This window comes from Pseudidiomarina indica (assembly GCF_900104245.1).
Taxonomy (GTDB): Bacteria; Pseudomonadota; Gammaproteobacteria; order Enterobacterales; family Alteromonadaceae; genus Pseudidiomarina; species Pseudidiomarina indica.
In genome coordinates this window covers 16,322-40,389 of the sequence record NZ_FMXN01000001.1, presented here as the reverse complement: position 1 = coordinate 40,389, position 24,068 = coordinate 16,322, and the positions used below count along the sequence as shown (strand labels likewise).

Annotated in this window: 18 protein-coding genes and 1 tRNA gene; 10 read left to right on the top strand and 9 right to left on the bottom strand. The window is 48.2% G+C overall.

The genetic code is table 11. The annotated features are described in order from the left end of the window. Window positions 1-6 precede the first annotated feature (6 nt). On the bottom strand, window positions 7-1,923 hold the full coding sequence (thrS, locus tag BLP64_RS00170; protein ID WP_092590515.1) for a threonine--tRNA ligase: 1,917 nt from the start codon (window positions 1,921-1,923) through the stop codon (window positions 7-9). 169 nt (window positions 1,924-2,092) lie between these two features. On the opposite strand from thrS, the gene BLP64_RS00165 reads away from it, so the two are divergent. Further along, the gene (locus BLP64_RS00165; protein ID WP_092590513.1) at window positions 2,093-2,302 is read left to right on the top strand and encodes a CPXCG motif-containing cysteine-rich protein; all 210 of its coding nucleotides are present in this window, start codon (window positions 2,093-2,095) and stop codon (window positions 2,300-2,302) included. Here BLP64_RS00165 and BLP64_RS00160 read toward each other — a convergent pair. After that, complete coding sequence (locus tag BLP64_RS00160) at window positions 2,296-2,895, bottom strand: riboflavin synthase subunit alpha (protein WP_092591102.1); 600 nt, start codon at window positions 2,893-2,895, stop codon at window positions 2,296-2,298. The two genes, BLP64_RS00165 and BLP64_RS00160, sit on opposite strands and share 7 nt — an antisense overlap. Window positions 2,896-2,919: 24 nt before the next feature. On the opposite strand from BLP64_RS00160, the gene BLP64_RS00155 reads away from it, so the two are divergent. Together BLP64_RS00155 and BLP64_RS00150 are read left to right on the top strand one after the other, a co-directional pair. Beyond that, window positions 2,920-3,990 (top strand): DUF3080 family protein, encoded by a 1,071-nt coding sequence (locus BLP64_RS00155; RefSeq protein WP_092590511.1) that lies wholly within the window; start codon window positions 2,920-2,922, stop codon window positions 3,988-3,990. Between the two features lie 85 nt (window positions 3,991-4,075). Beyond that, on the top strand, window positions 4,076-4,465 hold the full coding sequence (locus BLP64_RS00150; protein WP_092590509.1) for a DUF6746 family protein: 390 nt from the start codon (window positions 4,076-4,078) through the stop codon (window positions 4,463-4,465). 3 nt (window positions 4,466-4,468) lie between these two features. On the opposite strand, the gene BLP64_RS00145 is transcribed toward BLP64_RS00150, so the two are convergent. Then, window positions 4,469-4,918 (bottom strand): RrF2 family transcriptional regulator, encoded by a 450-nt coding sequence (locus BLP64_RS00145; RefSeq protein ID WP_092591100.1) that lies wholly within the window; start codon window positions 4,916-4,918, stop codon window positions 4,469-4,471. Between the two features lie 110 nt (window positions 4,919-5,028). On the opposite strand from BLP64_RS00145, the gene BLP64_RS00140 reads away from it, so the two are divergent. The 5 genes from BLP64_RS00140 to BLP64_RS00120 all read left to right on the top strand — a co-directional run bounded on the left by BLP64_RS00140 (window position 5,029) and on the right by BLP64_RS00120 (window position 10,273). After that, entirely contained in the window at window positions 5,029-5,262 is a 234-nt protein-coding gene (locus tag BLP64_RS00140; protein ID WP_092590507.1) for a hypothetical protein, read from the top strand. An 86-nt stretch (window positions 5,263-5,348) separates the two neighbouring features. Next, a complete protein-coding gene (locus BLP64_RS00135; RefSeq protein WP_092590505.1) occupies window positions 5,349-6,386 on the top strand; it encodes a cytochrome P450 in 1,038 nt (345 codons plus the stop codon). 61 nt (window positions 6,387-6,447) lie between these two features. After that, a complete protein-coding gene (locus BLP64_RS00130) occupies window positions 6,448-7,086 on the top strand; it encodes a TetR/AcrR family transcriptional regulator (protein ID WP_092590503.1) in 639 nt (212 codons plus the stop codon). A gap of 1 nt (window position 7,087) precedes the next feature. Continuing rightward, window positions 7,088-8,758 carry an isovaleryl-CoA dehydrogenase gene (locus BLP64_RS00125; protein ID WP_092590501.1) on the top strand — a complete coding sequence of 557 codons (1,671 nt, stop codon included), beginning with the start codon at window positions 7,088-7,090 and terminating at the stop codon, window positions 8,756-8,758. 24 nt (window positions 8,759-8,782) lie between these two features. Continuing rightward, window positions 8,783-10,273, top strand: coding sequence for a class I adenylate-forming enzyme family protein (locus tag BLP64_RS00120; RefSeq protein WP_092590499.1), 1,491 nt, complete (start codon window positions 8,783-8,785; stop codon window positions 10,271-10,273). Window positions 10,274-10,283: 10 nt separating this feature from the next. On the opposite strand, the gene BLP64_RS00115 is transcribed toward BLP64_RS00120, so the two are convergent. Then, window positions 10,284-11,690 (bottom strand): cryptochrome/photolyase family protein, encoded by a 1,407-nt coding sequence (locus tag BLP64_RS00115; RefSeq protein ID WP_092590497.1) that lies wholly within the window; start codon window positions 11,688-11,690, stop codon window positions 10,284-10,286. Between the two features lie 135 nt (window positions 11,691-11,825). Here BLP64_RS00115 and BLP64_RS00110 point away from each other — a divergent pair, with 135 nt between their 5' ends. Then, window positions 11,826-13,382 carry an AbgT family transporter gene (locus BLP64_RS00110; RefSeq protein WP_092590495.1) on the top strand — a complete coding sequence of 519 codons (1,557 nt, stop codon included), beginning with the start codon at window positions 11,826-11,828 and terminating at the stop codon, window positions 13,380-13,382. A 124-nt stretch (window positions 13,383-13,506) separates the two neighbouring features. Then, window positions 13,507-13,583: transfer RNA gene (locus tag BLP64_RS00105), tRNA-Val, on the top strand. A 247-nt stretch (window positions 13,584-13,830) separates the two neighbouring features. Here the strand turns inward: BLP64_RS00105 and brxL are convergent. The 5 genes from brxL to BLP64_RS00080 are packed head-to-tail and all read right to left on the bottom strand — an operon-like array spanning window position 13,831 to window position 24,065. Continuing rightward, window positions 13,831-15,900, bottom strand: a complete 2,070-nt coding sequence (gene brxL, locus BLP64_RS00100) for a protease Lon-related BREX system protein BrxL (RefSeq protein WP_092590493.1) — start codon at window positions 15,898-15,900, stop codon at window positions 13,831-13,833. A gap of 19 nt (window positions 15,901-15,919) precedes the next feature. Continuing rightward, window positions 15,920-18,592 carry a BREX-1 system phosphatase PglZ type A gene (pglZ, locus tag BLP64_RS00095; RefSeq protein ID WP_092590491.1) on the bottom strand — a complete coding sequence of 891 codons (2,673 nt, stop codon included), beginning with the start codon at window positions 18,590-18,592 and terminating at the stop codon, window positions 15,920-15,922. A gap of 13 nt (window positions 18,593-18,605) precedes the next feature. Then, window positions 18,606-19,244, bottom strand: coding sequence for a hypothetical protein (locus tag BLP64_RS00090; protein ID WP_092590489.1), 639 nt, complete (start codon window positions 19,242-19,244; stop codon window positions 18,606-18,608). Beyond that, window positions 19,234-20,976, bottom strand: coding sequence for a BREX-1 system adenine-specific DNA-methyltransferase PglX (pglX, locus tag BLP64_RS00085; RefSeq protein WP_092590487.1), 1,743 nt, complete (start codon window positions 20,974-20,976; stop codon window positions 19,234-19,236). The genes BLP64_RS00090 and pglX overlap by 11 nt, the downstream gene beginning before the upstream one ends. Further along, entirely contained in the window at window positions 20,976-24,065 is a 3,090-nt protein-coding gene (locus BLP64_RS00080; protein ID WP_092590485.1) for a reverse transcriptase domain-containing protein, read from the bottom strand. The genes pglX and BLP64_RS00080 overlap by 1 nt, the downstream gene beginning before the upstream one ends. Window positions 24,066-24,068 lie beyond the last annotated feature (3 nt).

Here is a 24,068-nt window from a genome sequence, read left to right as displayed (position 1 = left end):
AATCAATTAAGTAATTTTGCGCGTATTTACTTCGTCGGTGAGCTCAGCAATAAATTGCTGCAGCGTTTTGACACCCAAGTCTTCACCCCGACGAGTACGTACCGCAACGGCTTGGTTCTCGACTTCTTTGTCGCCGACCACCAATAAGTATGGAACACGCTTTAATGTGTGCTCACGGATTTTAAAGCCTATCTTCTCATTTCTCAAGTCGGCAATGGCTCTAAATCCAAGTTTATTCAATTCTTTTACAGTTTCGATGGCATATTGACGCTGATTATCCGTAATATTCATGACAACCACCTGCGTCGGTGCTAGCCAAGTTGGGAAATAACCAGCGTATTCTTCAATAATAATTCCCATGAAACGCTCGAGCGAACCTAAAATCGCGCGGTGGATCATCACCGGCGTGTGACGCTCGTTATCTTCACCCACATAAGTGGCGCCCAAACGACCTGGCAGTGCAAAGTCTAATTGCACGGTGCCACATTGCCACGCTCGGCCTAAGCAATCATGCAAGGTAAATTCAATTTTCGGGCCGTAGAACGCCCCTTCACCGGGCAAGTACTCAAACTTAATGTCGTGATTCTTCAAAGCTTCCGCTAACGCCTGCTCCGCACGGTCCCACGTAGCATCGTCTCCCAAGCGTTGTTCAGGGCGGGTTGAGAGTTTCACCACGATATCTTCAAATCCAAAGGTTTTGTAGATTTCGTAAACCATCTGAATACAGCCGCTCACCTCTTCTTGCACTTGTTCTTCAGTACAGAAAATATGAGCGTCATCTTGAGTAAAGCCGCGCACCCGCATTAATCCGTGTAACGCACCTGACGGCTCATTTCGGTGACACGAACCAAATTCCGCCATCCGCAACGGCAAATCACGATACGACTTCAACCCTTGATTGAAAATTTGCACGTGGCCAGGACAGTTCATTGGTTTAATGGCATATTCGCGGTTTTCGGATGCCGTGGTAAACATCAAGTCCGAGAATTTATCCCAGTGCCCTGAACGCTCCCACAACACGCGGTCCATCATCAAGGGGCCTTTCACCTCTTGATACTGATACTCGCGTAATTTTTCACGGACAAAACGTTCCAGCTCAAGGAATACCGTCCAGCCATTGTGATGCCAAAACACCATGCCTGGTGCTTCTTCTTGCCAATGGAACAAATCTTGGGTTTTTCCAATTTTACGGTGGTCGCGTTTTTCTGCTTCAGCCAACCGTTGCAGGTATGCTTTTAACTGCTTTTTATCAGCCCATGCGGTGCCGTAAATCCGCTGCAACATTTTGTTTTTCGAGTCACCACGCCAGTAGGCACCCGCCACTTTCATGATTTTCAAATGTTGGCAAAAGCGCATATTCGGCACATGCGGGCCACGGCACATATCCACGTATTCTTCGTGATGATACAAGCCAGGACGATCATCCTTGCTGATGTCGTCATCTAAAATTTCCACTTTATAAGGCTCATGCCGCGCCACAAAGGTTTCCCGCGCTTCAGCCCAGCTGACTTTCTTTTTCACCACGTCATATTCGGTTTTCGCCAACTCAAGCATCCGTTGCTCTAACCGCTCCAGATCGTCAGCGGTGAGCGTGTGCTCCATATCAACGTCGTAGTAAAACCCATTGTCGATAACCGGGCCGATAGCCATTTTCACATCCGGAAACAGTTGCTTGAGCGCATGACCTAACAAGTGAGCGCAACTGTGACGAATAATGTGTAAGCCATCGTCATCTTTAGGGGTGATAATTTGCAGGTCAACGTTGTCTGTGATCAGCTCACAAGCATCCACCAATTGACCATTGATGCGGCCTGCCACGGTGGCTTTCGCTAAGCCTGGACCAATGTCTAACGCCACATCCAATACCGATACCGGGTTGTCGTACGAACGTTTACTACCGTCAGGGAGTGTTACTACGGGCATGAGTGCTTATCCTTTAATACAGTGGTGACACCTACCAAGTGTCACTTGTCTTTACGAAAGGCGACACTATAACGCATGACACGGGCCATGAAAACCCTTCACCAGTGCGCAATATTTGAATTTTGAGCCATACTCATAGCAATTCTTTCGCATTGTTGAGGAGGCTCAAATGAACGCCGACAAATTATATAATACCAGCTTACGATGTCCCTATTGCGGTCACCATGTTCACATCAGTATTGACGCATCGGGGGGCGACCAAGACTACCAAGATGAATGCCGTGCCTGTGGGGCCGACATCCACCTGCTAGTTCGACTCGATGAAGTGAACGAAAAGATTTTTGTGCGGGTTGCCAGCGATGATGAAAACTACTATTGACGAGCCGCAAGCACCCGCTCAACGGTTTCCACAATAGTGATCGTTTGTTGATCAAACTCAAGATTCACCCGTTGTGCTTGCTCCAAATTAGTTAACCGCAAGGTTTCTGGAATCAGATGCAAGCTAAAGCGGTTTCCTATCACTTGGCCGATAGTGAGGCTGGCCCCATTGACACTGATAAACCCTTTTGCCAACACATAGGCTTGATACTGCTCAGGAAACTCAATCCATAAGGCTAAATTGTCAGTGCTTTCGATGCGTTCAACAACCTGCCCGGTGCAATGCACATGCCCGGAGACATAATGCCCGCCAATTTCATCACCAACCTTCAGGGAGCGCTCAAAATTGACGAGGTCCCCTTCTTTGAGTTCTCCTAAATTGGTTAAACGTAGAGTTTCGTCAATAATATCAAAGATAACCCTCGTTTCATCGAAGGCAACGACTGTTAAACAGCAACCATTAATCGCTATACTGGCACCGAGCGCAACCTGCTCCAAATGACGAGGTGCGACCGTAACAGTAATTTGGCGAAACGACTCGCCTTCTTGAATTTGGGTGACCGTACCCTGGGTTTGCACAATTCCTGTAAACATAATCACTCGAGACAAGGCTGACCAATGCAACCGATTGTACCGATTAAAGCGTGCTTTGACCATGCCAAAAAGGCGTTACTACTCGTGATACCGTCGCTTTCTTTAGCTGGCTGTCACCCCGCGCCGGTGGGCTTAGAAGATTTGCATGACTACCAACTCAGAGTTTCCAACACGCTGGAACAAGAACCCATTACCTTTACTCCGGTCAGCCCGTTACGAGCACCCACCCAGCGCCAATTTCGGATGGAATTACCCAGCATTCAGATTTCTTTGCTCGACTCAATGCGCCTCGATGCCTGCTCCGCCGGGGCTCTGATTGCCGAGCGCAACAGCAGTTTAGGCCGCTTAATGCGCGGTGTACAACGCCACTACCACGATCGTAAGTTGTTAGCGGCGCTCTATGAATGTGTGGCCGAAATGGATGGTCAACAAGCAGAGCTTGCTGAGCGCATTTTGGCGCAGGCTGATGCAAAAACGGAGTTATTACCGTTATTACGCATGCAAGCCATTATCACGGATAACAGCTTGCAACAGTTGCTACGGGTTGGCGATCGCCCCTTAGCAAACCCCGATGCGGCCGTGCTCGCACCGCTGCTGGCAGCCCTCCCTCCTATTTTAAAAACCTTGGACCCACAACAAGAGCTTCCTGACGAACAAGAATTACTGCAAGCGCTCGAACTGATTGAGAAAAGCCCTTATGCCGGTCAATTGTGGCGGGCGTTAATCGACAACGAGCAATATCTCACGCGAATGGCTCCCCGCGCGCGCACCTTGAGTGTCCAGGCCGGCTGCACGGCCGTTGCCGTTCCTGAACGTGCGCAAATACTGCGGCAGGTGTTTGTCAGTCGCTTTGGCGGCCCCGTGCAACACCATATCAGCACGTTGACCCATCAAGCACAGCAGCTTGAACCCTATTTATCTGAGCTACACGCCCCGTCAAGCGTGCTACAGAGTTATCCGAACTTTGCCAGTTGGAATGATTATTTAACGCAGCTCATGCAGCTTGATGACACCTTAACCGCCACCACCAAGCAGCATGTGCATTATTGGCAACAGCTATTTAGCGATTGTGGCTTTACACCAGGCTCACAATAAAGGATTGGCACAATGCTGGAAAAAGTGCTAATTTGTTGATAACGATTCTCATTAACAATGTCATCACGATAGACAAGGAGTATTTATGAAACCGACTTTCCTCTCTGCTGCAGTCGCTTTAACCATGGCCGTTTCTATGCCTAGCTTCGCTGCAGGTCACGACGATCGTCACGATCACTTTGAAGGCAAAGCAGCAGCCAACTTGGCTGAAGCCTTAGCCAACTTACAAGAGTACAACCAAAAGTTAGCTGAGATCTTAAACGGTGAATTAACGCCACAAAAAATGGCTGAAATTCATCAACTCACCTACACCCTGGAAAATGCGCTAGAGCGCATCGAAGAAGAAATCGATGACATGCAAGATGACCTTGAAGATGTTCATAAAGGTTCTGAGCGCATGGACTTCGATAAAGTGAAGGCGAAAGGCGCCAAATACATCGAAGCCTCGAACCAGTTAGTGAAAGGTCTGAAGTAATCCTTAGCGCCCTGCAGCAAAAATTTGTCGTAGCTGCGGGGCTTTAACCATCAAGCTTTTCAGCGTGTATTGATCCAGATACTCATAAAACAACTCTTTCCCACGCGCGACAATGCCGCGTAACTCACACGCTGGCAGTGCCACACAGTATGGATTTTCACATTCAATCCAGCGCTCATCTCCTTCTAACTGACGAATCACAAACGCCAACGAAATATCTTCTGGCCGTTGTGCGAGAACAAACCCACCGTTTTTGCCTCGTCGCGTTTCAATCAGTTCAAGCCGTCCCAAGTGATGAACCACTTTATTCACATGGTTTGCAGACAAATCGAAGGTGTCACATATTTCGCGAATGGTCGCCAATTTAGGCCCTTCCTGCGATTCATCCGCATCGTGACTGGCTAAATACATTAATATTCGTAACCCATAATCCGTGTATTTTTTGAGCTGCATAAAAGTATCCAAAAGATGCATTTTCTACGCATTATAGTACAAGAAACCTTGATCTCCATCAATCATACATTCATAATGCGTCTTATAAACATACATTGGAGATGTGGGTTATGATCGAAGTACAATTTGCCGATAAATTATTGAAGGGTGCAAACCGAGCCATGGTGATCTTTCTCGCCTTGTTTCTCATCGTTGCCTATTGTGCGTGGGGTCTGGAAGCGAACCTTCCGCTCTTGCTCACGGCCATTCTCCATTTTCTGCAAATTCTCCTCGCGGGACTCTTTAAATTGGCCTATGTGGTGCGTTTGATAGCCCAAAACCAACTCGGGCAACCGCTTCATTAATCCAAGCTGGGCAAATGGTTTGACCAACATCAAGGTTTCTGCTCGCTATCGCGTTATACTGCAGTGACACACGATGGGAGGAAGTTATGTCCGCAACATTAAGTCGTCACCACGATGTACTGAGAGCCCTGCATTCGCCCGAGCTATTTAGCAATGTAGTATCCCAACACCTCAATGTTCCCAATGGCATGGATGGTGAGGAACACCGCGTGTATCGGGACTTGATCGAACCGTTTTTTGACACCAGCCAAGTGGCTGCCTTTCAACCGCGACTGCAGCAGCTTATTGAAGGGCTGATAACCCCGCTCACACCCAACCAACCCATTGAGGTGATGAGCGTTATCGCCCACCCTTTTGCCGTCCAAGCGCAATGCGCGTTTATGGGGTGGCCGGCGCAGATGGCACAACAGCTCACGCAGTGGATGCAGGCACAAAACGAAGCCAGCCTAGCGATGGACCGAGTTCGCCTCAAACAACTTGCGGAAGAGTTCTCAGACCTCGTGACCGCCCAATTAGACCAGGCCACTACCGCTCCAGATGCGGCACCCTCCATCACCCAACAACTCACGCAGCTGCGCTTGCATGGCGAACCTCTGCCCAACGCATATTTGGTCAGCATTATTCGCAACTGGACCGTGGGTGAACTGGGAACCATTGCCGCTGCTGTTGGCTCCATCATTGGGTTTTTAGCCCAGCACCCTGCAATTCAAAACTCGTTACGCGAACAGCCAAAGCTCCTTGATGCCGCCATACAAGAAATCTTACGCATCGATGCGCCGTTGCTTCATAATCGGCGACGCACCACCTGTCCTGTACGACTCGCTGATCAAGAATGGCCCGCGGAACAGATCTTACAGATTGATTGGCAAGCCGCGAATACCGATCCAGCCGTGTTTGATCATGCCCAGCACTTCTCTTTAACGCGGGATCCTGAGCTAAATTTACTGTACGGCTCTGGGCCTCATCATTGCCCCGGCAAAGCTCTGGCGCAACAAGAACTCTGCCAAATAACCCATGCCTTATTACAGCAATTTAAACGCATTGAAATGGCCCCAACGGATGCCGTAAGAGCCCAACCACCTCGAGGGGGTTATCAGCAATTATGGATACTATTTAACCATTGATTTAAGAACTGAATCATGGTTCACTTCTTGGTAAAGCGATGATCCTTTACCGAGAACTACCATGGCATATCGTGAAACATCACGGGTTCGTGAACGTAAACAAGCAACGCGGCAGGCCATTTTAAACAATGCCTTACGCATGCTGAATGAATCAGGATTCAGCGGCCTTCAAATGGCAGCGCTGGCACGTCAGTGTCAGCTCGCCACCGGCACCTTATACCGCTATTTCAGCTCCAAAGAAGCGCTTTGCACCGCGGTGTTTGAGTATGCCACCGATATCGAAATAGGCCGTGTTGCTGCCCAGCTGCAACAGCCACAGCTCACTGCCCCTGAACACATTGCCGCCGCCCTCACGACCTTTGCCAAACGCGCACTCCGTGCTCCCATTGCCGCTTGGGCCTTAATTGCCGAGCCGGTGGAGCCCGCGGTGAACCATGCCCGCTTGCGTTATCGTGAACAATACGCAACCTTATTTAGCCGCGCGATTGATGACGGCATTGCCCAGCAGTCCCTGCCTCCGCAGAACAGTACCCTTAGCAGCCATGCGCTCGTTGGAGCCATTGCTGAAGCATTGATTGGCCCCTTAGCACAGCAACAACCGCAACATCTCAACCAAACCATTGCCGCTGCGGTGCAATTTTGCTTACAAGCTATTACCGCCAAGCCCTACCCAACCATTTTCCCAGACCAGGAGTGTTAGCATGAGCAACCTTGATAAATACTATGCCCAAACGCACGCAGTCGAAAATCAGCCTTCTGCACTCGAAGATTACAACCTGTATGCCGAAGATAAAGCCTTGCAAGAGGCCGTTCATCGCGAAGGTGCCAGTGCCGCCGAACAAGATATTGCACGGTTTGGCGCTGAGTGCGGGCTACCCGAACGCATTGCTCTCGGGTTTGCCGCCAATGCCAATGCCCCGCAGTTGCATACTCATGACCGCTTTGGGCATCGTATTGATGCCATTGAGTTTCACCCCAGCTACCACGAGCTAATGGACATTGCCTTGAGTGAAGGCCTGCATTCCAGCCCCTGGGTCAAGCCCAACCCAGGCGCACACGTGGCGCGAGCGGCGAAATATTATTTGCATACCCAAGTGGAGGCTGCGCACGGTTGTCCGATTACCATGACCTTTGCTGCCATTCCTGCCCTGCAACATCAACCCGAACTGTTGGACTGCTTTGGCCCTAAAATTATGGCCAATCATTACGATGGCCGTAACGTTCCCGATACGCTAAAGCGGGGCCTCACCATCGGCATGGCCATGACCGAAAAACAAGGTGGCTCGGATGTGCGCACCAACACCACGCGGGCAATTCCTATCGGCCGCCATGGTCCCGGCGAAGCTTATGAATTAGTGGGGCACAAATGGTTCGTGTCTGCCCCCATGTGTGATGCATTTTTAGTGCTCGCTCAAGCGCCGGGCGGCTTATCCTGCTTCTTAATGCCGCGCTGGCGACCCGATGGCAGCAAAAATGCCATGCAGATCCAACAGCTAAAAAATAAAATGGGGAACGTGGCCAATGCCTCCAGCGAATGTGAATTACGCGGCGCATTTGCGTGGTTGGTGGGGCAAGAAGGACGGGGCGTCCGCACCATTATCGAAATGGTTGCCATGACACGCTACGACTGCATGATTGGCTCCAGCTCAGGCATGCGCCAAGCAACGGTTCAAGCCATTCACCACGCCCGCCACCGCCATGCATTTGGTGCGAAATTAGTGGACCAGCCACTCATGCAAAACCTGTTGGCTGACTTAGCGCTAGAAAGTGAAGCCGCCCTCGCCCTCACCATGCGTGTGGCGCGCAGCCTTGATCATCAACAAAATGAGCATGAACGGCTGCTCACTCGTATTCTGACCCCAGTTGGCAAGTACTGGATTTGCAAACGCACCCCGCAACACGCCTATGAAGCCATGGAAGTGATTGGCGGCATGGGTGTGATGGAAAATACCATTATGCCGCGGCTGTTCCGCGAATCCCCCATCAACGCTATTTGGGAAGGCAGCGGCAACGTACAGTGCCTTGATATTTTACGCGCCATTGAAAAAGAGCCCGCTGTGCTCGATGCTTATTTTGCCGAAGTCGAACAAGCCATGGGCAGCCATGCTCAATTTGACCAAGCCGTGATTGCGCTAAAAACCTTGTTCAGCGCGACGTTGGCGGATCAGTATCAATACCGTGCGCGCTATTTAGCCGATCATTTAGCCAAAGTCATGCAAGGTGCCTTGCTGTTACAACATGCACCCAACGAAGTGGCTGATGCATTCTGTACCGCTCGATTAACGCCAGAAACCGCATCGAATTACGGCTGTTTACCAACCGGTATTGCTGCCGATGCCATGATCGAACGTAGCTTTTCGTACCACTTATAAGAAGAAAAACATCAAGGAAGCACTATGATTATTCCAGCTTACATTGCTCGCAATGCACGCAAATACCCACAACAAGAAGCCGTCATTGACGGCACCTTGCGCATCAACTGGAGCCAGCTCAATGACCATGTGGAGCAGTTTGCCGAGCACTTAGCATGTGACCATCACATTCAAGCCGGTGATCGCGTTTGTTTAGTTCTGCCTAACAGCTACACCTTTATTGTCGCCCATTTTGCGGTGCAGCGCATTGGTGCCATTGTGGCCCCCATTAATGTCAAATTAACTGCCGACGAGCTGCACTATATCTTTAGTGACGCCGAAACCAAGCTCATTATTAGCTGCGACCTCACCAAGCAACAAGCCGAGCTCGCGGCCCAGCAACTGGAGCTGCCCCTGCTCATTATCAATGACATGCCCACCTATGCAGCCAGCCATAGCCAAGGGCGTTCATTTCATCAGCTGAGCGATAGCGCCTTAAAAACCCCAGCCACCCTGCTCTACACCTCGGGTACCACCGGCCGCCCCAAAGGCGTCTTGTTTGATCATCAAGCGATTTTGTTCGTCGGCATGATGTTTGCCACCGAAATGCAGTACACCCCAGCAAGCCGTTTACTGTCACTGATGCCATTGACTCACTCCGCTCCCTTGAACCTTACTTTAGTGGGCGGCAGCATTGTCGGGTCAACCCACGTAATCGCCCCAACGTTCACACCGGATTTACTCTTACAGCTGGTCCAACAAGAACGTACCACGCACTTTTTCGGAGCGCCCGTGGCCTACTTACTGACGGCCCAACACCCAGCCATACAAAAGGCCGATTTAAGCAGCATGACCCATTGGATTTATGGTGGCGGCCCCATGGCGGCTGACCATGCCAAGCTGGTCCAAAAAGCATTTAACAGCGACCAGTTTTACTGCGTTTATGGATTAACGGAAGCAGGCCCCACCGGCAGCTTTTTGGCCCCTCAAGATCACGCAGAAAAAGCCGGATCGGTAGGACGCCGTGCCGCTCTGTTTACCGAAATGCGGGTGGTGAACGACGCCGGCGTTATCGCCGCAGTGGATGAACCCGGTGAAATTCAGATTCGGGGCGAAGGCATGATGCGCGGCTATTGGCGCAACGAGGATGCCACCACCACAACCCTAACCGATGACGGTTGGATTAAAACCGGTGATATTGGCGTACGAGATGCGGATGGCTTTTTCTGGATCAAAGATCGCTTGAAAGATTTAATCATTGTCGGCGGCGTCAACGTCTACCCCCGTGAAGTTGAAGACGTGTTAGCCAGCCACCCAGCCATTCTTGAAGCCGCAGTGATTGGCGTGCCTCACGACCAATGGGGCGAATCAGTCAAAGCCTTTGTGGTACTCAAAGAACCACTCACCGAGGAAGCCCTGAGAGATTATGTGGCCACTCGGTTAGCGGATTACAAACGCCCGCGCAGTTATGAATTTCGTGACTCCCTGCCCCACAACGCCAACGGCAAAGTGTTGAAGCATGAGTTACGGGGTTAAATCGAAGGCGTTATAGCTCTTTAAACGCGGCTAAAAAGCGTTCACGGGCCAACTTATGATTCACCATAGGTGGCGGATAATCACTGCGACCGTGCGCCTGCAGCCATGCTGCGGGCGTATGAATCACTTTGCTTGGGCAAGTTGCCAACTCAGGGATCCATTTGCGAATGTAGTGCCCCTCTGGATCAAATTTCTCACTTTGCAGAGTAGGATTAAAGACGCGAAAGTACGGCACCGCATCCGTTCCTGTTGAGGCGCTCCACTGCCAGCCGCCATTGTTGGCCGCAAAACTGCCATCAATTAAATGCTGCATAAAAAACCGCTCGCCCCAGCGCCAATCAATCAGCAAATCCTTGACTAAAAAGCTAGCCACAATCATACGCACGCGGTTATGCATCCACCCTTCGGTTGCCAATTGCCGCATGCCCGCATCCACAATGGGATAGCCGGTTTCACCCCGACACCAAGCTGCAAACTCATCGGGAGCATGACGCCACCGCATGCGATCCGTGTGCTCTAAAAAGGCTTTGCCGTAGCTCAACCGCGGTACATGCCACATTAAATGCAAATAAAACTCACGCCAGATCAGCTCGTTGAGCCACACGTCAGCGCCCTGCTCTAACGCTGCGGGAAAGTGCGGGCTCCATTGCGCTAACTCTTGCGTCGCTTGCCAAGGAGATAAAATACCCAGCTCCCAATAAGGGGAAAGTCTGGAGGTGCTTTCCAGCCCTGGATAATCGCGCTCCGCCGCGTAACGCTCCACCTGCTGTGCCACATAATCAGCCAACAATTGCCGTACCGCAGCTTCCCCCACCACCCAAGCACTGGAGTCTTGACGTGGATAATCGATGGGAGGTATATCGGCCACGGTCACTGGCGACCGTTGTGGCAAACTCGGTACTCGCGGCACGCCCACGGCTGCTACTTCTGCCCGCCACGCCCGCGCAAAGGGGGTGAACTTTTGATACATCCCGCCCGACCCCGTGGTTAATCGAGGAGGAACCACCACACTCCCATGATGGTAGCGCATGATAATCTGCTGCTCAGCGAGCCCTTGCTCGGCGGCCTGATCGCGACGCTGCTCATCCACCGGATACTCAGCATTCACGTGAACCTCCGTTAACCCATGGGTTTGCGCAAACTGCACCACAGCAGCGGGCGCCTCAGCCCACGAATTGATGACCCTGATTGTGAGCGCAACCCCATGTTGTGCCGCATCCACCACAAAATGATCCAAATGACGCCGTAATAAATCCCACTTACGTGGCGCCCAATTGTGCTCACGCATTTGCCCCGGCGCCAACAACAGCAACGCAGGAATTTGCCGTTCAACTCCATTAACTTGACTCGCTGCCGCCACCGCAGGATTTGCCGCTAACCGCACATCGCCGCGGAACCACACTCCAGCATATGCCATGCTTTCACCTCATAATTTAATGATTCAGCACTCATTACGTTGCATTCAGCTTTGCAGTTCTCGACACCCCAAAGAATCTTTAATATTATCGAACCACATTTTAATCAGATTCGATAACAATAATAGGAAACTCCCGTGTCATCAAAACCAACGCCAGCCACCGAAACCGGTGGCTTTATTGCATTTATTGAACGTGCTGGCAAGCGCATTCCCGACCCCATCATTATCTTTATTTACTTCTTAGCCGCAGCCCTCATTCTTACTTGGGCCATCGGCGACTTAGGATTCACCACTTACGGTGGCGATGGGCAACCCATTCAATACGAAATTCGGAACATGTTAGCCAGCGAAAACGTGGTCTGGCTGTTTGATAATGCACTGCTTACCAACTGGCTCGGTTTTGGTGGGGGCGTATTAGGCGTCATTCTAATTGTGATGTTGGGGGTTGGCGTCGCAGAAAGCTCTGGCTTATTTTCTGCCGTTCTCAAAAAAGTATCACGCAGCCTGCCGTTAAACTGGTTGCCCCTATTTTTGGTCTTTATTGGCATCATGAGCTCCATTGCGACTGACGCCGGCTACCTCATTCTTATTCCCCTAGCCGGACTCTTGTATGCCGGGCTTGGCAAAAACCCATTAATCGGGATGGCCGCCGCATTTGCTGGGGTATCCGCAGGGTTTAGTGCCAACTTAATTCCAGCCACCCCCATTGATGTGATTATAGGCGTGAATGCGAAAGTATTCGCCGAAGCGCAAGGCATTCCATTCGTTAACGCAGCCGGCGAAGCGTTGACCCCAGCCACCATGAACTACTATTTCATCCTGGCTTCAACCTTTGTTTTAGGGGGCGTTGGTGCCTGGGTAACTCTAAAATTTGTGCAGCCTCGTTTAGAGCAAAAACCTTTTATAATTCCTAAAGAGTTAGAGCTGACAGATTTTGAAGTCAGTGCGGCTGAAATAAGAGGATTACGCGCCGCCGGTATCGCACTGGTCCTTGCATTAATTGGTGTTTACGGCCTTGCTGTTGGTCCCTTAGCGCCCTATGAAAACGCCCAAGGGGTGATGGTAACGCCCTACCTAAACAACGTGATCTTATTAATCACCTTTGTCTTTATTGCCATGGGTGTTGCTTTTGGAGTGGCCAGCGGTAACTTTAAATCGCTGCAAGACGTAGTCACCGCCATGGTGAAGCAAATGGATACCATGGGCTACATTTTAGTGCTGACGTTCTTCTGTTATAACTTCTTAGGCATACTGAGTTATAGCGGCTTAGGTGCCTACGTGACCTATTTGGGAGCCACCTTGCTGACCCATTTAGGACTTCAAAGCTACCCCATTTTGTTACTCATTGGCTTTATTTTGGTGACCGCCATCATCAACCTGTTCGTGGGCGGTTTAACCTCAAAATGGATGCTGCTAGGCCCCATCTTCATTCCAATGTTGTACCTGGTGAACAACCAAATGACCCCAGATTTAGTCGCCGCCGCCTTCCGCGTGGCAGACTCATCCACCAACATTATTACCCCAATGATGAGTTATGCAGGAATTATTTTAGCGTTCATGCGCAAATACAACCCCCAACTCACATTCGGTGAGATGATTGCCATGATGGTGCCCTACTCACTCGCATTTTTAGTCGTGTGGAGCGCCCTATTAGTCACGTTCTTCAGCTTCGGAATTCCCCTCGGCTTCTAGTTCTCACCCATTCTGGCTAAAACTTGCCCAGTCGAACCGCGGGGGCGCAAAAAGTACTTGCACCCCCGCAACCAAATGACTAATATAGCGGCCGTTCGTCACCAGACGAACCCATCAATAAAGTGCGTCCGTAGCTCAGTTGGTTAGAGCACTACCTTGACATGGTAGGGGTCGGTAGTTCGAGTCTACTCGGACGCACCATCTTCTTGAAGTTTCAAATCCCTCAATTTTATTGACTTGCAGCCGTGTTGGTTGGCTTGATGTTATTTATTTTTTCTCGACCAATAAAACATCGCCAACAATCATTATCAACGGAGCAATTAGCATCAATGTTGCCTGTGTATTCGTCATAATCATTCCCTCTTATTAAGCGACAATTACGGTGGCCGGCCAAAGTAATTGACGCTAGACCGGTCACCGTAATTGTCGCTTAATACCCTCCCAATCATTAACTCACACCCAAAGCCTTATAAACCGCATCCACAGGGTCAGAATAAAAGCTAATCTGAAACTTAGAAAACAGCTCGGCTGGCACCGTTGGAATATCAGAAGCAGAAGCCATGGGCAGCAACACGCGTTTAGCGCCGCTATCAAAGGCTAGCTGTAAAGTGTCTGCTAGGCTCTCTACCGGTGAAATCACACCGCCCAAGCTCATATTGCCAAGCACCACCATTTGCTCTTGCATCGGCTTTTTCAACAGCATCGAGCAGCACGCAATCAGGCTTGCAATGCTTAAACTCGCCGTAGGCCCGGTATGGTGTAGCTCAACGGCATGTAAATGAAACTCAGATTCAGAAAATTTAGCCGTAGCGCTAATACGCGATAAGTTGCCTTTAAAGTACTCATAACCGACACGGATACTTTCTTTAGCAGCCGAAGCATAAGCGCCTGAACCAACACCAGAGACTGAATGTTTGCCATTGCCTGGCATCATTTGGGTTTCAATACGATACAAGCCAAGTTGGTCGGTTGGACCACCGCGACCCACAGCATGTACGACGCCCGGCTTCGGCATTCCCTCAGGTATTAACGAGCTACCGCCCTGCTCTGGTACGCTAACGAAAAACTCTTCTAATGACTCGTTATCTATGTAGCTAAAGTGAACATCGAAGAATTCCATACCACCGAGCTTTTTCAACTGTTCTTTAATGCGGCGGCGAACCTCAAGCGCATACGTTAAACAGGTGCGCACATCTTCTTTAGTAAACGCGCCATCAGGATGCATCAACTTTAACAAGCCAGACGTTGTCCGGCGCACAGCAATCACGTCACGCTGATTCAGGTTGTTACCCAGCTTAAAGAATTTATCAATAGCATCGGCAAAGCCGCGTTTGCGCATCTCGCGCATGTACTCAGCAAGGTAATCGGTGATCAAGCCATAGCGGTTTGTGAAAAACTCTGGCCGCATTTTAGGAATTTCCCAACCCGGAATATAGGCATGAAAACGATCAAAGAAAGCCGTATCAATCATGGCCTCAGGGAATGGGGCCAGCAAGTGGCTGGTTTTAACCAGCGTATCCACGCTCTGGTTGATATTCCCCACAAATACCATCGAAGCCTTAGCTTCAATGGAGTCACGGCCGCGAGCAAACGAGCCCGATGCCATGTAATCTTTCATGATTTGCACGCCGTCTTTGTCTTTGAAGTTAATACCAGCTACTTCATCAAAAGCTACGATATCCCACATACCTACCAGACCGACCTGGCGAGAGCTCATGTTATAAAATAAGTTTGCAACGGTGGTTTGCCCACCTGAAACCAGTATCGAATTCGGTGAGCATTCTTTATAAACGTGAGATTTACCCGTGCCTCGCGGTCCAAGTTCACAGACGTTGTAGTTATTCTCAACAAACGGGATCATGCGCGCAATCAAGTGCCATTTTACGCGCTGCTCAAGGTTGGCTGGCTCCATACCGACTGACCGCAACAACACATCCATCCATTCGTCAGTATTAAACTGCGAACGAGCCTGAAACACCTCGTCCATATCCATCGATGGCATTTGAATCGGTACGAGTTTTTCAATCGTAAACGGTGACGTCTTTTGGCCTTCTTCGTAGAAGTATTTCACCGTAATAATGCACCAAATACCGCCGGTTAATAGCTTCTCGTTCTCTTTTACTAATCGAGCTGGAATTACCGCGTCTTTCACGCCAAGGTTTGAAAGCTGAGCCTCGTAGATATCTTTTTTCTGATTTAACTTCACGCCGACTTTATCAATTACTTTATAAATCGTGCGTTCACGAATAAGCGACTTGATCTTCTCAGCTTCATCAGGGCGCACATAATTGTCAGTGAGTATTTTTTTGACGTTTTTAAGGCCTTCTTCGACAATGTCAGGGTGATCAGACGCACAATACATCCCGAGCAAATACTCGAGTACATATACGGGCACATTTGCACCTTCTTTGAGTTGTTTGGTCAGATCTTTGCGAACCACTCGGCCTTTGAAAAAGTTATTTAACTTTTTATCGAGATCTAAGCCGCTTTGCTCATCATGTGTTTCGATTTGTTCCATGCTTGGTCTCTTATTCTTCTCAGAAAAAATCATCCTGAATTGCCAAATCTATGCGCACAGCGTAAGTATTGTATTCAGTCTTCGCTGCATCATCGTTCTGTAGCACCAACGTATAGGTTTTAGTGCGGTCAAAGTTCGAGCCTTTTAGCTTGATCATGACGTTCTTGGTGCGTTCTTCCACTTTACTACCAGTGCCGTCAAAGTTCACCGTTTCTATGGCGGAAACGACGTTGCCGTCTGGGTCACGAATAAAAATATTAAGCTGGCGTGCACTTAAGCGCTCGCTTACGGCATCGGCTTGAATAAAGCGTATCGAATCAATGTTATTCACTAGCTTAAGCTGCTGCGCTGCAACCACCATAACATCTACCGGTTTACGCTCGTGCTTTTCAGCTTGTTTTTTGTCAAGCTCGCGTACTTCAAGCACAGGTACACAAATCTCTTGCAGCGCTACACCACCGTGTACAAACTTTGCACCACCGACAAAATGGAAACGCTGCATGCCTTTAGGCAACATAAACTGGGTTTCGCTAGTACCGCCGACGGTGTTTTTCAGCAAGCCTGTCCAAGTTGCATCTGCAACCGGTAAGCCTTCACCAACGATAAAACGTTTCTTCGCTTCACGCGCGCCTTCAGGCTTTTTAATATCCAGCGAGGTTTTTTCGTGTTCTTCTAGCGATTGCTGACGGAACAAGAAGCCATGATCAGCGGTAATCACGACACGGCTAGCATTCAAACGATTAATCACTCGGCCAACTAGGTCTTTTAACTCACCAATGGCATCTCGACAGGCTTGAAAAGTACGTTCTTCAGTGGCTGCTTTGTCGCCGATTGCATCAATAGTGTCGTGGTAGATGTAAACAATCTCAGCGTCTCGCACGGCATCACGACCTTGTTGATTGGTCCAGCTCATAAGCTCCTTAAAGCTTACCGCCATACCGTTTACGCGCTCTAATATTTTACCGCGGTTGTCTAAGCCCTGCGCGGACATACCGTCAACGGTCACAACTGCAGAGCCTGCGCGTTCTTCATAGGCAATGCCAGTGCCGCCCGCTTGACGCGGAAGCAAAGAGGCCATGCCCAGCTGGGTGTAACTTGGCAGTACTCCTAATTGACTGTTAAGCGCTGCTTTAAAGCGTTTTTCGTCATTAATAGCTGTCGCTAACTCATCGGCAATTTCGTAACGCAGCGCATCGGAAACAATCACGAACATGCGTTTGATTTGGGTGTTGGTTAAACGCTCACGCACTTCGTTTTGGTAGAAGTCATACTGATTATTTATGCCAGTAATTTTCCAATGGCTGAGCAATTGTTCTTTTTCCAGCAACCCATCCCATGCCATCGCTGATTGCGCCAAATACCAGTTGGAATAGATTCGCTCCACCTCATCGTCGAGGGCCCTAAGAATATCCGCGCCTTTGCTTTGCACGTGGTGGGCGTATTCGTTAAACAAGCGGTAGGCTTGGTCAAACTGATACAAGTCTTGCTCATAGGCACGATACATGGCTTTGGCGCTATCATAATGAAAGCCATCATTGTGGGTATGACGCAAATGAAGCAGTAATTCACCGTAGCGCAATGCTTGGTAAATCGAACTGTACTCAGGTTTGCTCTGCGGCCAATGGGCCATCAAACGCCGTGATAATACAGCCTCAAATTCTACCCGCTCTAAACGCTCGCCTTCGGTTAACAAGACGCGCACTAAGCCCCGAATAAGCGCTTGTTCAATGCCTTCAAAAGTTTCGCACTCTAACAACGCAGTGGGTTCATAGCGTTCTAACTGGCGTGGTAGTTCTAACATGCGCTGTAACTCATGAGCGATCACTTCATAGGAGCTCGAGTGCTTTTTACTATCACGCCAACTGCTCATAAGAGCATTGGCCGTTGCGCGCCCTGCCGGTGTTTTTAATACATTATGTTTTAGCCACGATTTCTCTGATTCGGCAGCTTGCAGCTGGGTATAAAATTCAGTGCAAAATAAACGTAGCACGAACTCTTTGATACTCGGTTTATCACTTTCGTAGCCATAATGCTTATTCAACAACTCAAACAGCGGCACATCAAGCTCAAAACGGGCGAGCTGCTTAAGCATTGGTAGGCGTTGATCGGTACTGTCAGCGCTTTCTTCTTGAACTTCAGGAGCAACAACCACCTCGGCATAATGCGCAAATAAGCTAAACAGGATTGACTCAAAGCTATTGCCCTCAGCTTTAGTCAGCACGGCCATCATGCGCAAATCAAACTGTAACTCGTCTTCGTCACCGACTAAACGCTTCTGCAGGTCGCTAGTACGTTTTTTACTAGCGAAGAACTCTTTACGCTGGCTAATGTGGCTTCGCAAGGACATGCGTTGCAACCCAAGTTCGGTGATCAATATCGAGCTTTGGTCAGCGTAAAACTCAGGGCTGTATTTACGAATATCAAACAGCCAATCGTTAGTGACAGCGGGCGCGGCTTCTGGTGAATACAACAGAAACTTCTGTGTTGGTTCGTCTAGCTCCATACGCTTTTTGGTACCAAACACTGAGACTTCAGCTAAATTCACCACGCTTAAGTTATCAATGCCACTTTCCAGCACGTTAGTGAGTTCTGGCAAGTCGTCGACAAAGCTTTGCTCTGGATCGTGCCAAAACACGATACGGCCCTGATCAAACTTCTTTTTAATGCCTTCTGCGAGTTTTTCTAATTGCATTGCCAGATAGCCTTTATTCCTGAATAAGCGATTGTTCGAGGTTTTTACGAATCATTTGTACATCTTCATCAACTTGCTTGAAGAGATCGAGAAACTCGACGATGGATTTATCTGCTAACGCTTGCAGAGTAATGTCCTCAACCATCGCAGCATTCATCTCATCTTCTGCATTACCATATGAATACCGAAATGCATCGATACTAGCGATGTTCGCTGATTCAAAAATAGTTTTCCCAGCTTCGTACCAAGTCTCATAAGCATTCGCTAGTGATGATGAAATATAAAGTCTCGATGTTTCAATTACAGAACGAGTCTCAAGCATCACTCTAGTAACGCCTTCTTGAATGTCCTCGGGTTCGTCTCCTCGCTTCCCCTCTTCCAGAATCCCTATAAGCTCTTGATGTAAATTCATCAATTTTTCGTAAGTCGCTACCTTCTTCTCAAAAAGCCGCTCAAATGTTGATTGAGAAAAACTTGCATAATGATCGTATTGTTTTATCAAAACATCATGCTTTTGCTCTATCTCCGCCATACGCTTGGCGAGCTGATGTTCGAAAATTCGCTTAGGCAACCAAAATACCGCAGCAAGGATCGCAATAAGGTTTGTTCCCACTAGAGCCCAAACAGGTGTGAAATCAATCTCAGGTAACATTTGGCTTTTCTCCTGTAATGTCTTTCACGTTCGCAAGCAAATCACCAAACTTGCCGTAATTCACTTTCACCCCATCGTCTAAATCGAGCGAGATACGCATATCCGCATAATGCTTGAGTTTGCTGTCGAATTCACGCAGCTCATTGAGTTTGCTTTGATAATCTTTGAGTTCTTTGTCGAGTTTGGTCTTTTCAACGGCGCTTGCGCTCGTTTGCTGCTCTTCGATATGACGAATCTGGCTCTCGTATTTGCCCATCAGCGGGGTTACATACTCGGTACGCATACGCGAAAGCGTGCCTTCGTTGTAGCGATGCAAATACACCAAACACTCAAATGCTTTTTGTTTACCTGAGCTAAACAACCAATAAATCGGCCGCTTCTTGTAGGTTTTCATGTGATCTTTGTAGAACTGCGTCGACAAATAACGACGAATGGCTTCCATTGACGTTTCGCCTTTTTTGGGCTTAATCGCATGCAAGTAAAGTGACTCAGCGACGAAATCTAAGTTCTCTTGCAAGGTTTCTTCACCCCACACCACTTTGACAAACTCACGGAAACGATTAGTGACGTCATCCGCAAACCATTCTTGATCTGTTAATGGCAGAATTGCATCGTCATCCGGCATAAACTTCGGTGATGGGATTTGCGCCAAGTAATCTTGGATCGTTTCGCCTTGACTGGCGATAATTAAGCCAGGCTTGTCGAGAGAATAACGCCCCATCATGCAGCCAACACTAAAAGATACAAGGCTCTTCAGAGTGTCGCACCTATAAAGATTTTCAAGTTCTATATCACGAAGCTTATTCCCATATCGGTAATAAGGATTACAATTTATCGTTATTTCATTAATTGGAACCTCTGCAATTAGATCTTTTTGTAAACCACAGAGTTCGATTAATGTCCTGTTATTACTCTCCTCTAATTGTTTCATTTCTTGAATGGTAGCATCACCTTTCTTCTTAAAATCATCATATGCTGACGCAATCATGGAATAGTCATCTGACACATTCTTAGAAATATCAAGTGATGTAAAGTCCCAAGATGTTTCAGCTGAATTCCAATCACAAAGTGATATATCTATCAGTTTATTAACGACGTCCGCATGGGCCCTTACATATGGTAAAGCTCTAAAGTTTCCTACTTTAAAATGTAGCGTAGGATTAATTATCGGTGTTAAATATTTGACTACACAGGAGTTGAGGAATCCGAGCAATACCTCGATAGATTGACCGTCTATAAATGCAGCTGCGGGACAAGCGCTATCGAATAAATGTTCTTTGTTTTTTAACCTGGCGGAAAATCCTCCGGAAGTTATATCTGACCAAACAGCGGCGTCTTGGCGGAATAGTCTTTCACCTTGAATTCCCGAGTTTGGCATTTCTCGTACAGCCTTCCCATCATTCAGCCAATAGATTACAAACTCTCTATTACCAGCCCACTTCCTATATTCCCCACCTTTGTGGTGAAATACCCACTTCGAATTCTCTTGATTTAAGGCCCCTACATCATTCCAATTAACTTCGAACCAATATCTGAGAAATCGATCATTATTGCCAGTTTTTATCCCCTCGGATGCATATGAGTACTCTGAAATTGCAGACGTTGACTCAAACATCTCAAGCCATTTCTCTGTTAACCAATAAGCCACCGGACTCCCCGGTATCTTCATAAAATCCGCAGCAGAAGCGCGATAAAAGTGTTTGCTCATGTCCGTATTTGTTTGTTCGCTCATTATGCTTCTCCTTTGGGTAATGCTTTGCGGTCATGCGCCATATCGGTATTGAAACCGTCGGGGACAGGTTTAAATGGTTTCGATGGTGACCTGTGGCTTGATTGGAATTCACGCAATGCTTGAATATCAATTTCACCGGTTACGCAGTAATCGTAAATGCCACCTTTTACTCGTAATACGTCACGCTGGTAGCGTTCTTTGGCAGGTGACCGTACTCGGCTATCACCATACTTGCGGTCATTGGCCTGAATAACATAGGTATGAACGTCTAGCGCTGTGGCTTCAACCAATGAATTGAATGTTTCTGTATCAGAATTCCATTCAGGTACAAACAAGGCATCAATTTTACCGCGCAACGCCGCTCGGTAGTGAATATTGGTTAGTTCGCTGCAAATCATCAATGCAAAGCGAAAGCCTCGGTGCTCTATGATGGGTGGTGTCTTCCAAGTCTGCTTTGGTTGCATGGTCACGCCACTTAACCGATAAATTTCACGCTCCTCATGCAACGCTGGTGATTGCTTGTCTTGGCGATAAATTATTTGTGAAGGAAAGCCTAAGCCATCATAAGTTAATGATACCCAAACCTGATTCTGGACTCGCTTTTTAGTGTCGTGCAAATACTCGATACCAGTAATGAGAGAAATACCTTTGCCTTTGAGCTTATCCGCAACACGAATAAACCATTTCGCGGGTAAGGCCAGTTCAGGCAAAACCAAATAGCCTGCGCCATCAGGATAATCAAGCAAATGGTTCAGCATGCGGTTCAACCGCTGATACCGACCCAGTGCGTCCGGATCGACATTCTTGGTAACCGCAGCAATTAAACTTTCATCCTCGGTTTTCCAGCTCGACACAGCAATGGTTTGTTTGCTCTTGATTTCACCGTCCGGAACGGACAGCACTTGATTGCCTTTTTCAGTCTTAAATGTCGGCATCTTCTCACCAAGATCAAAACCGCGTAGCGCCCGCATAACGCGCTTCAGCTCTTCTGTCTGTTTGCTGTCGAATGGATTTGGGCAAATCAGACTGAGTTCATTTAATGAATACGGTCTTGTGCTGAATACAAGCCCAGAAGGCACAACTTTCATTTTCATCCAGTTCGCAAGTGCTTTGACAGGTTCGAAGCGCTCATGATCTAGTTGAGCAAAAGTTAACTCAACGGACTCTTTAAGCTTTCGTTTTGCTGGCACATGCCTAGCTTGAATAAGCTCTCGCGGCAAGCCAATAAACCGAAGCGGATTGTGAGCAAGGTCGTATGCGAATAACCGTAGCGTTTGCTTCTGGAGCTCTACTATTGAAGTAATGAAGTGCTCGTTATAGCCAAAATAAAACCATAGATGCTCGTTAACTTTAAACCAATCGAATTTAATTTCTTCGTACCAAACTTTCTTCGCGGTAGCACTTATCTTAAATGGAAATGCTGCAATGATGTGCTCAAGCACTTCACTCAACAGCTTATTCTTCCACCGGTTAATTCGTTGGCTCTTGTCGTCAGTGCCCGAGTCGTTCTCAACACCTGCAATTTTGATTTTATCGAGGTCGGACACGCTACCGATAAGATCGAGCAGTGATTTCATCATTTTGCCGAGGTACTTAAAGTCTTCACAAACTGCTGCCAAGCGAATAATGCGCGGTACATAAGCGGCCAACTGAAAATACTTTTCAGGCACAAATACATGGGTAATGACTGCTTCGTAGAAAGCATGACGTATATCTTCCCAAGCATTTGGCGGTAGGTCACGTTCGTAGGCTTCAAAATCACGTAACTTTAAGGCAAAGCTGGCTCTGTTAAGCGATAGCGCATCCGTTTTTCGCAAGCTGTCGGCATGCTCACCATTGCTGTTTGTCGCTTTCATTAAGTCAGTAGCCACTTCAATGGTGTTCATTGGTAACTTGGGTAACGAGCGCCATTCACTCGCACGATGATTAATCTGTTCGGCGATTGCATTGATTAGCGTTTTACCTTCAAGGCCATCAAGCACGAAGGCCTTATTTTTATCATTTTTGAAGATGATTTCTGAATCGCCCAAGTAGCCGGCCGAGAAGCTTGCGTTCGTCTCATAGTCCGTAAGCTCTAACTTTTCTGCCGCTGCAGTTGCAATCAACTTCCAAAGGTCAGCTTGATTAGTAATTTGTGTCGAGTTCTCCAACACCAGCATAATGTCATCGACATATCGACCGTAGTATATGGGCCGCAGCTGTTCTTCAATGATTTGGTCGAGTTCAAACAACGCCATGTTCGCGATAATGGCGGAGGCTGGTAAGCCGACTGGAAGGCCTTTCCCCAGTGGGGTCAGTTGAGCCCAAGCTTTCAATGCACCAATAAATAGCTTATTTAATGCACTTTGATCTGGGCTTAACTGAATACCAATGACTTTATGGAACTTCTCATCGAGCATGAAGTCCGGCTGAAGACAGTGGTAATAGCTGGTGACATCAGCTGTCAAAGCTACTAGTTTTTTATCTGCCTTTAAGCCCTCTTGCATCGCTTGAATGCCATCATCGCGCCAGTCTTTGAATGGCTTAAGATAAGGCTTAAAGGAACCAAGGGATAACTCATTGAACTTCTTCTCGCCTTTTTCTTGCCTACGCAAGCGACTACCACGAACACTATCACTTAACTTTGAATCAAACTCGGCACCAACTTCCATAATCCAAAGTGCCGCAAGCACGTGGAAATCCATCGTACACTCGGCCATCAAACGAAATGTTGCGGTGTGCTCCTTTGATCCGCCCTCACATTGCTTATATTTACCCTGCGAACGTGCAGACGAAGCGAATACGATGCCAGATTCATCTTTCGCCACAAATTCACACTTGCATTCACTACGATCTTTACACTTTTTGCAATCTTGCTTAGCTTGGTTAACTGAATAACTTTTCGGAATTAAGCTCCAGGAACCCAAAAAGCTTTCTTCTTTTGTCCAAGCAACAGATTTGCCATTAATCTTTTTCTGCAATCTCTTGAGGTTGTTTTCAAGATCATCTTCATAATCCGCGATCGCGAGCAACGATGGGTTACTGGAGTAATACAAGTCCACTTTTGCCTTGCGGTAGGCTGTTACCAATCTGCTGAAGCTGATATCCATGGC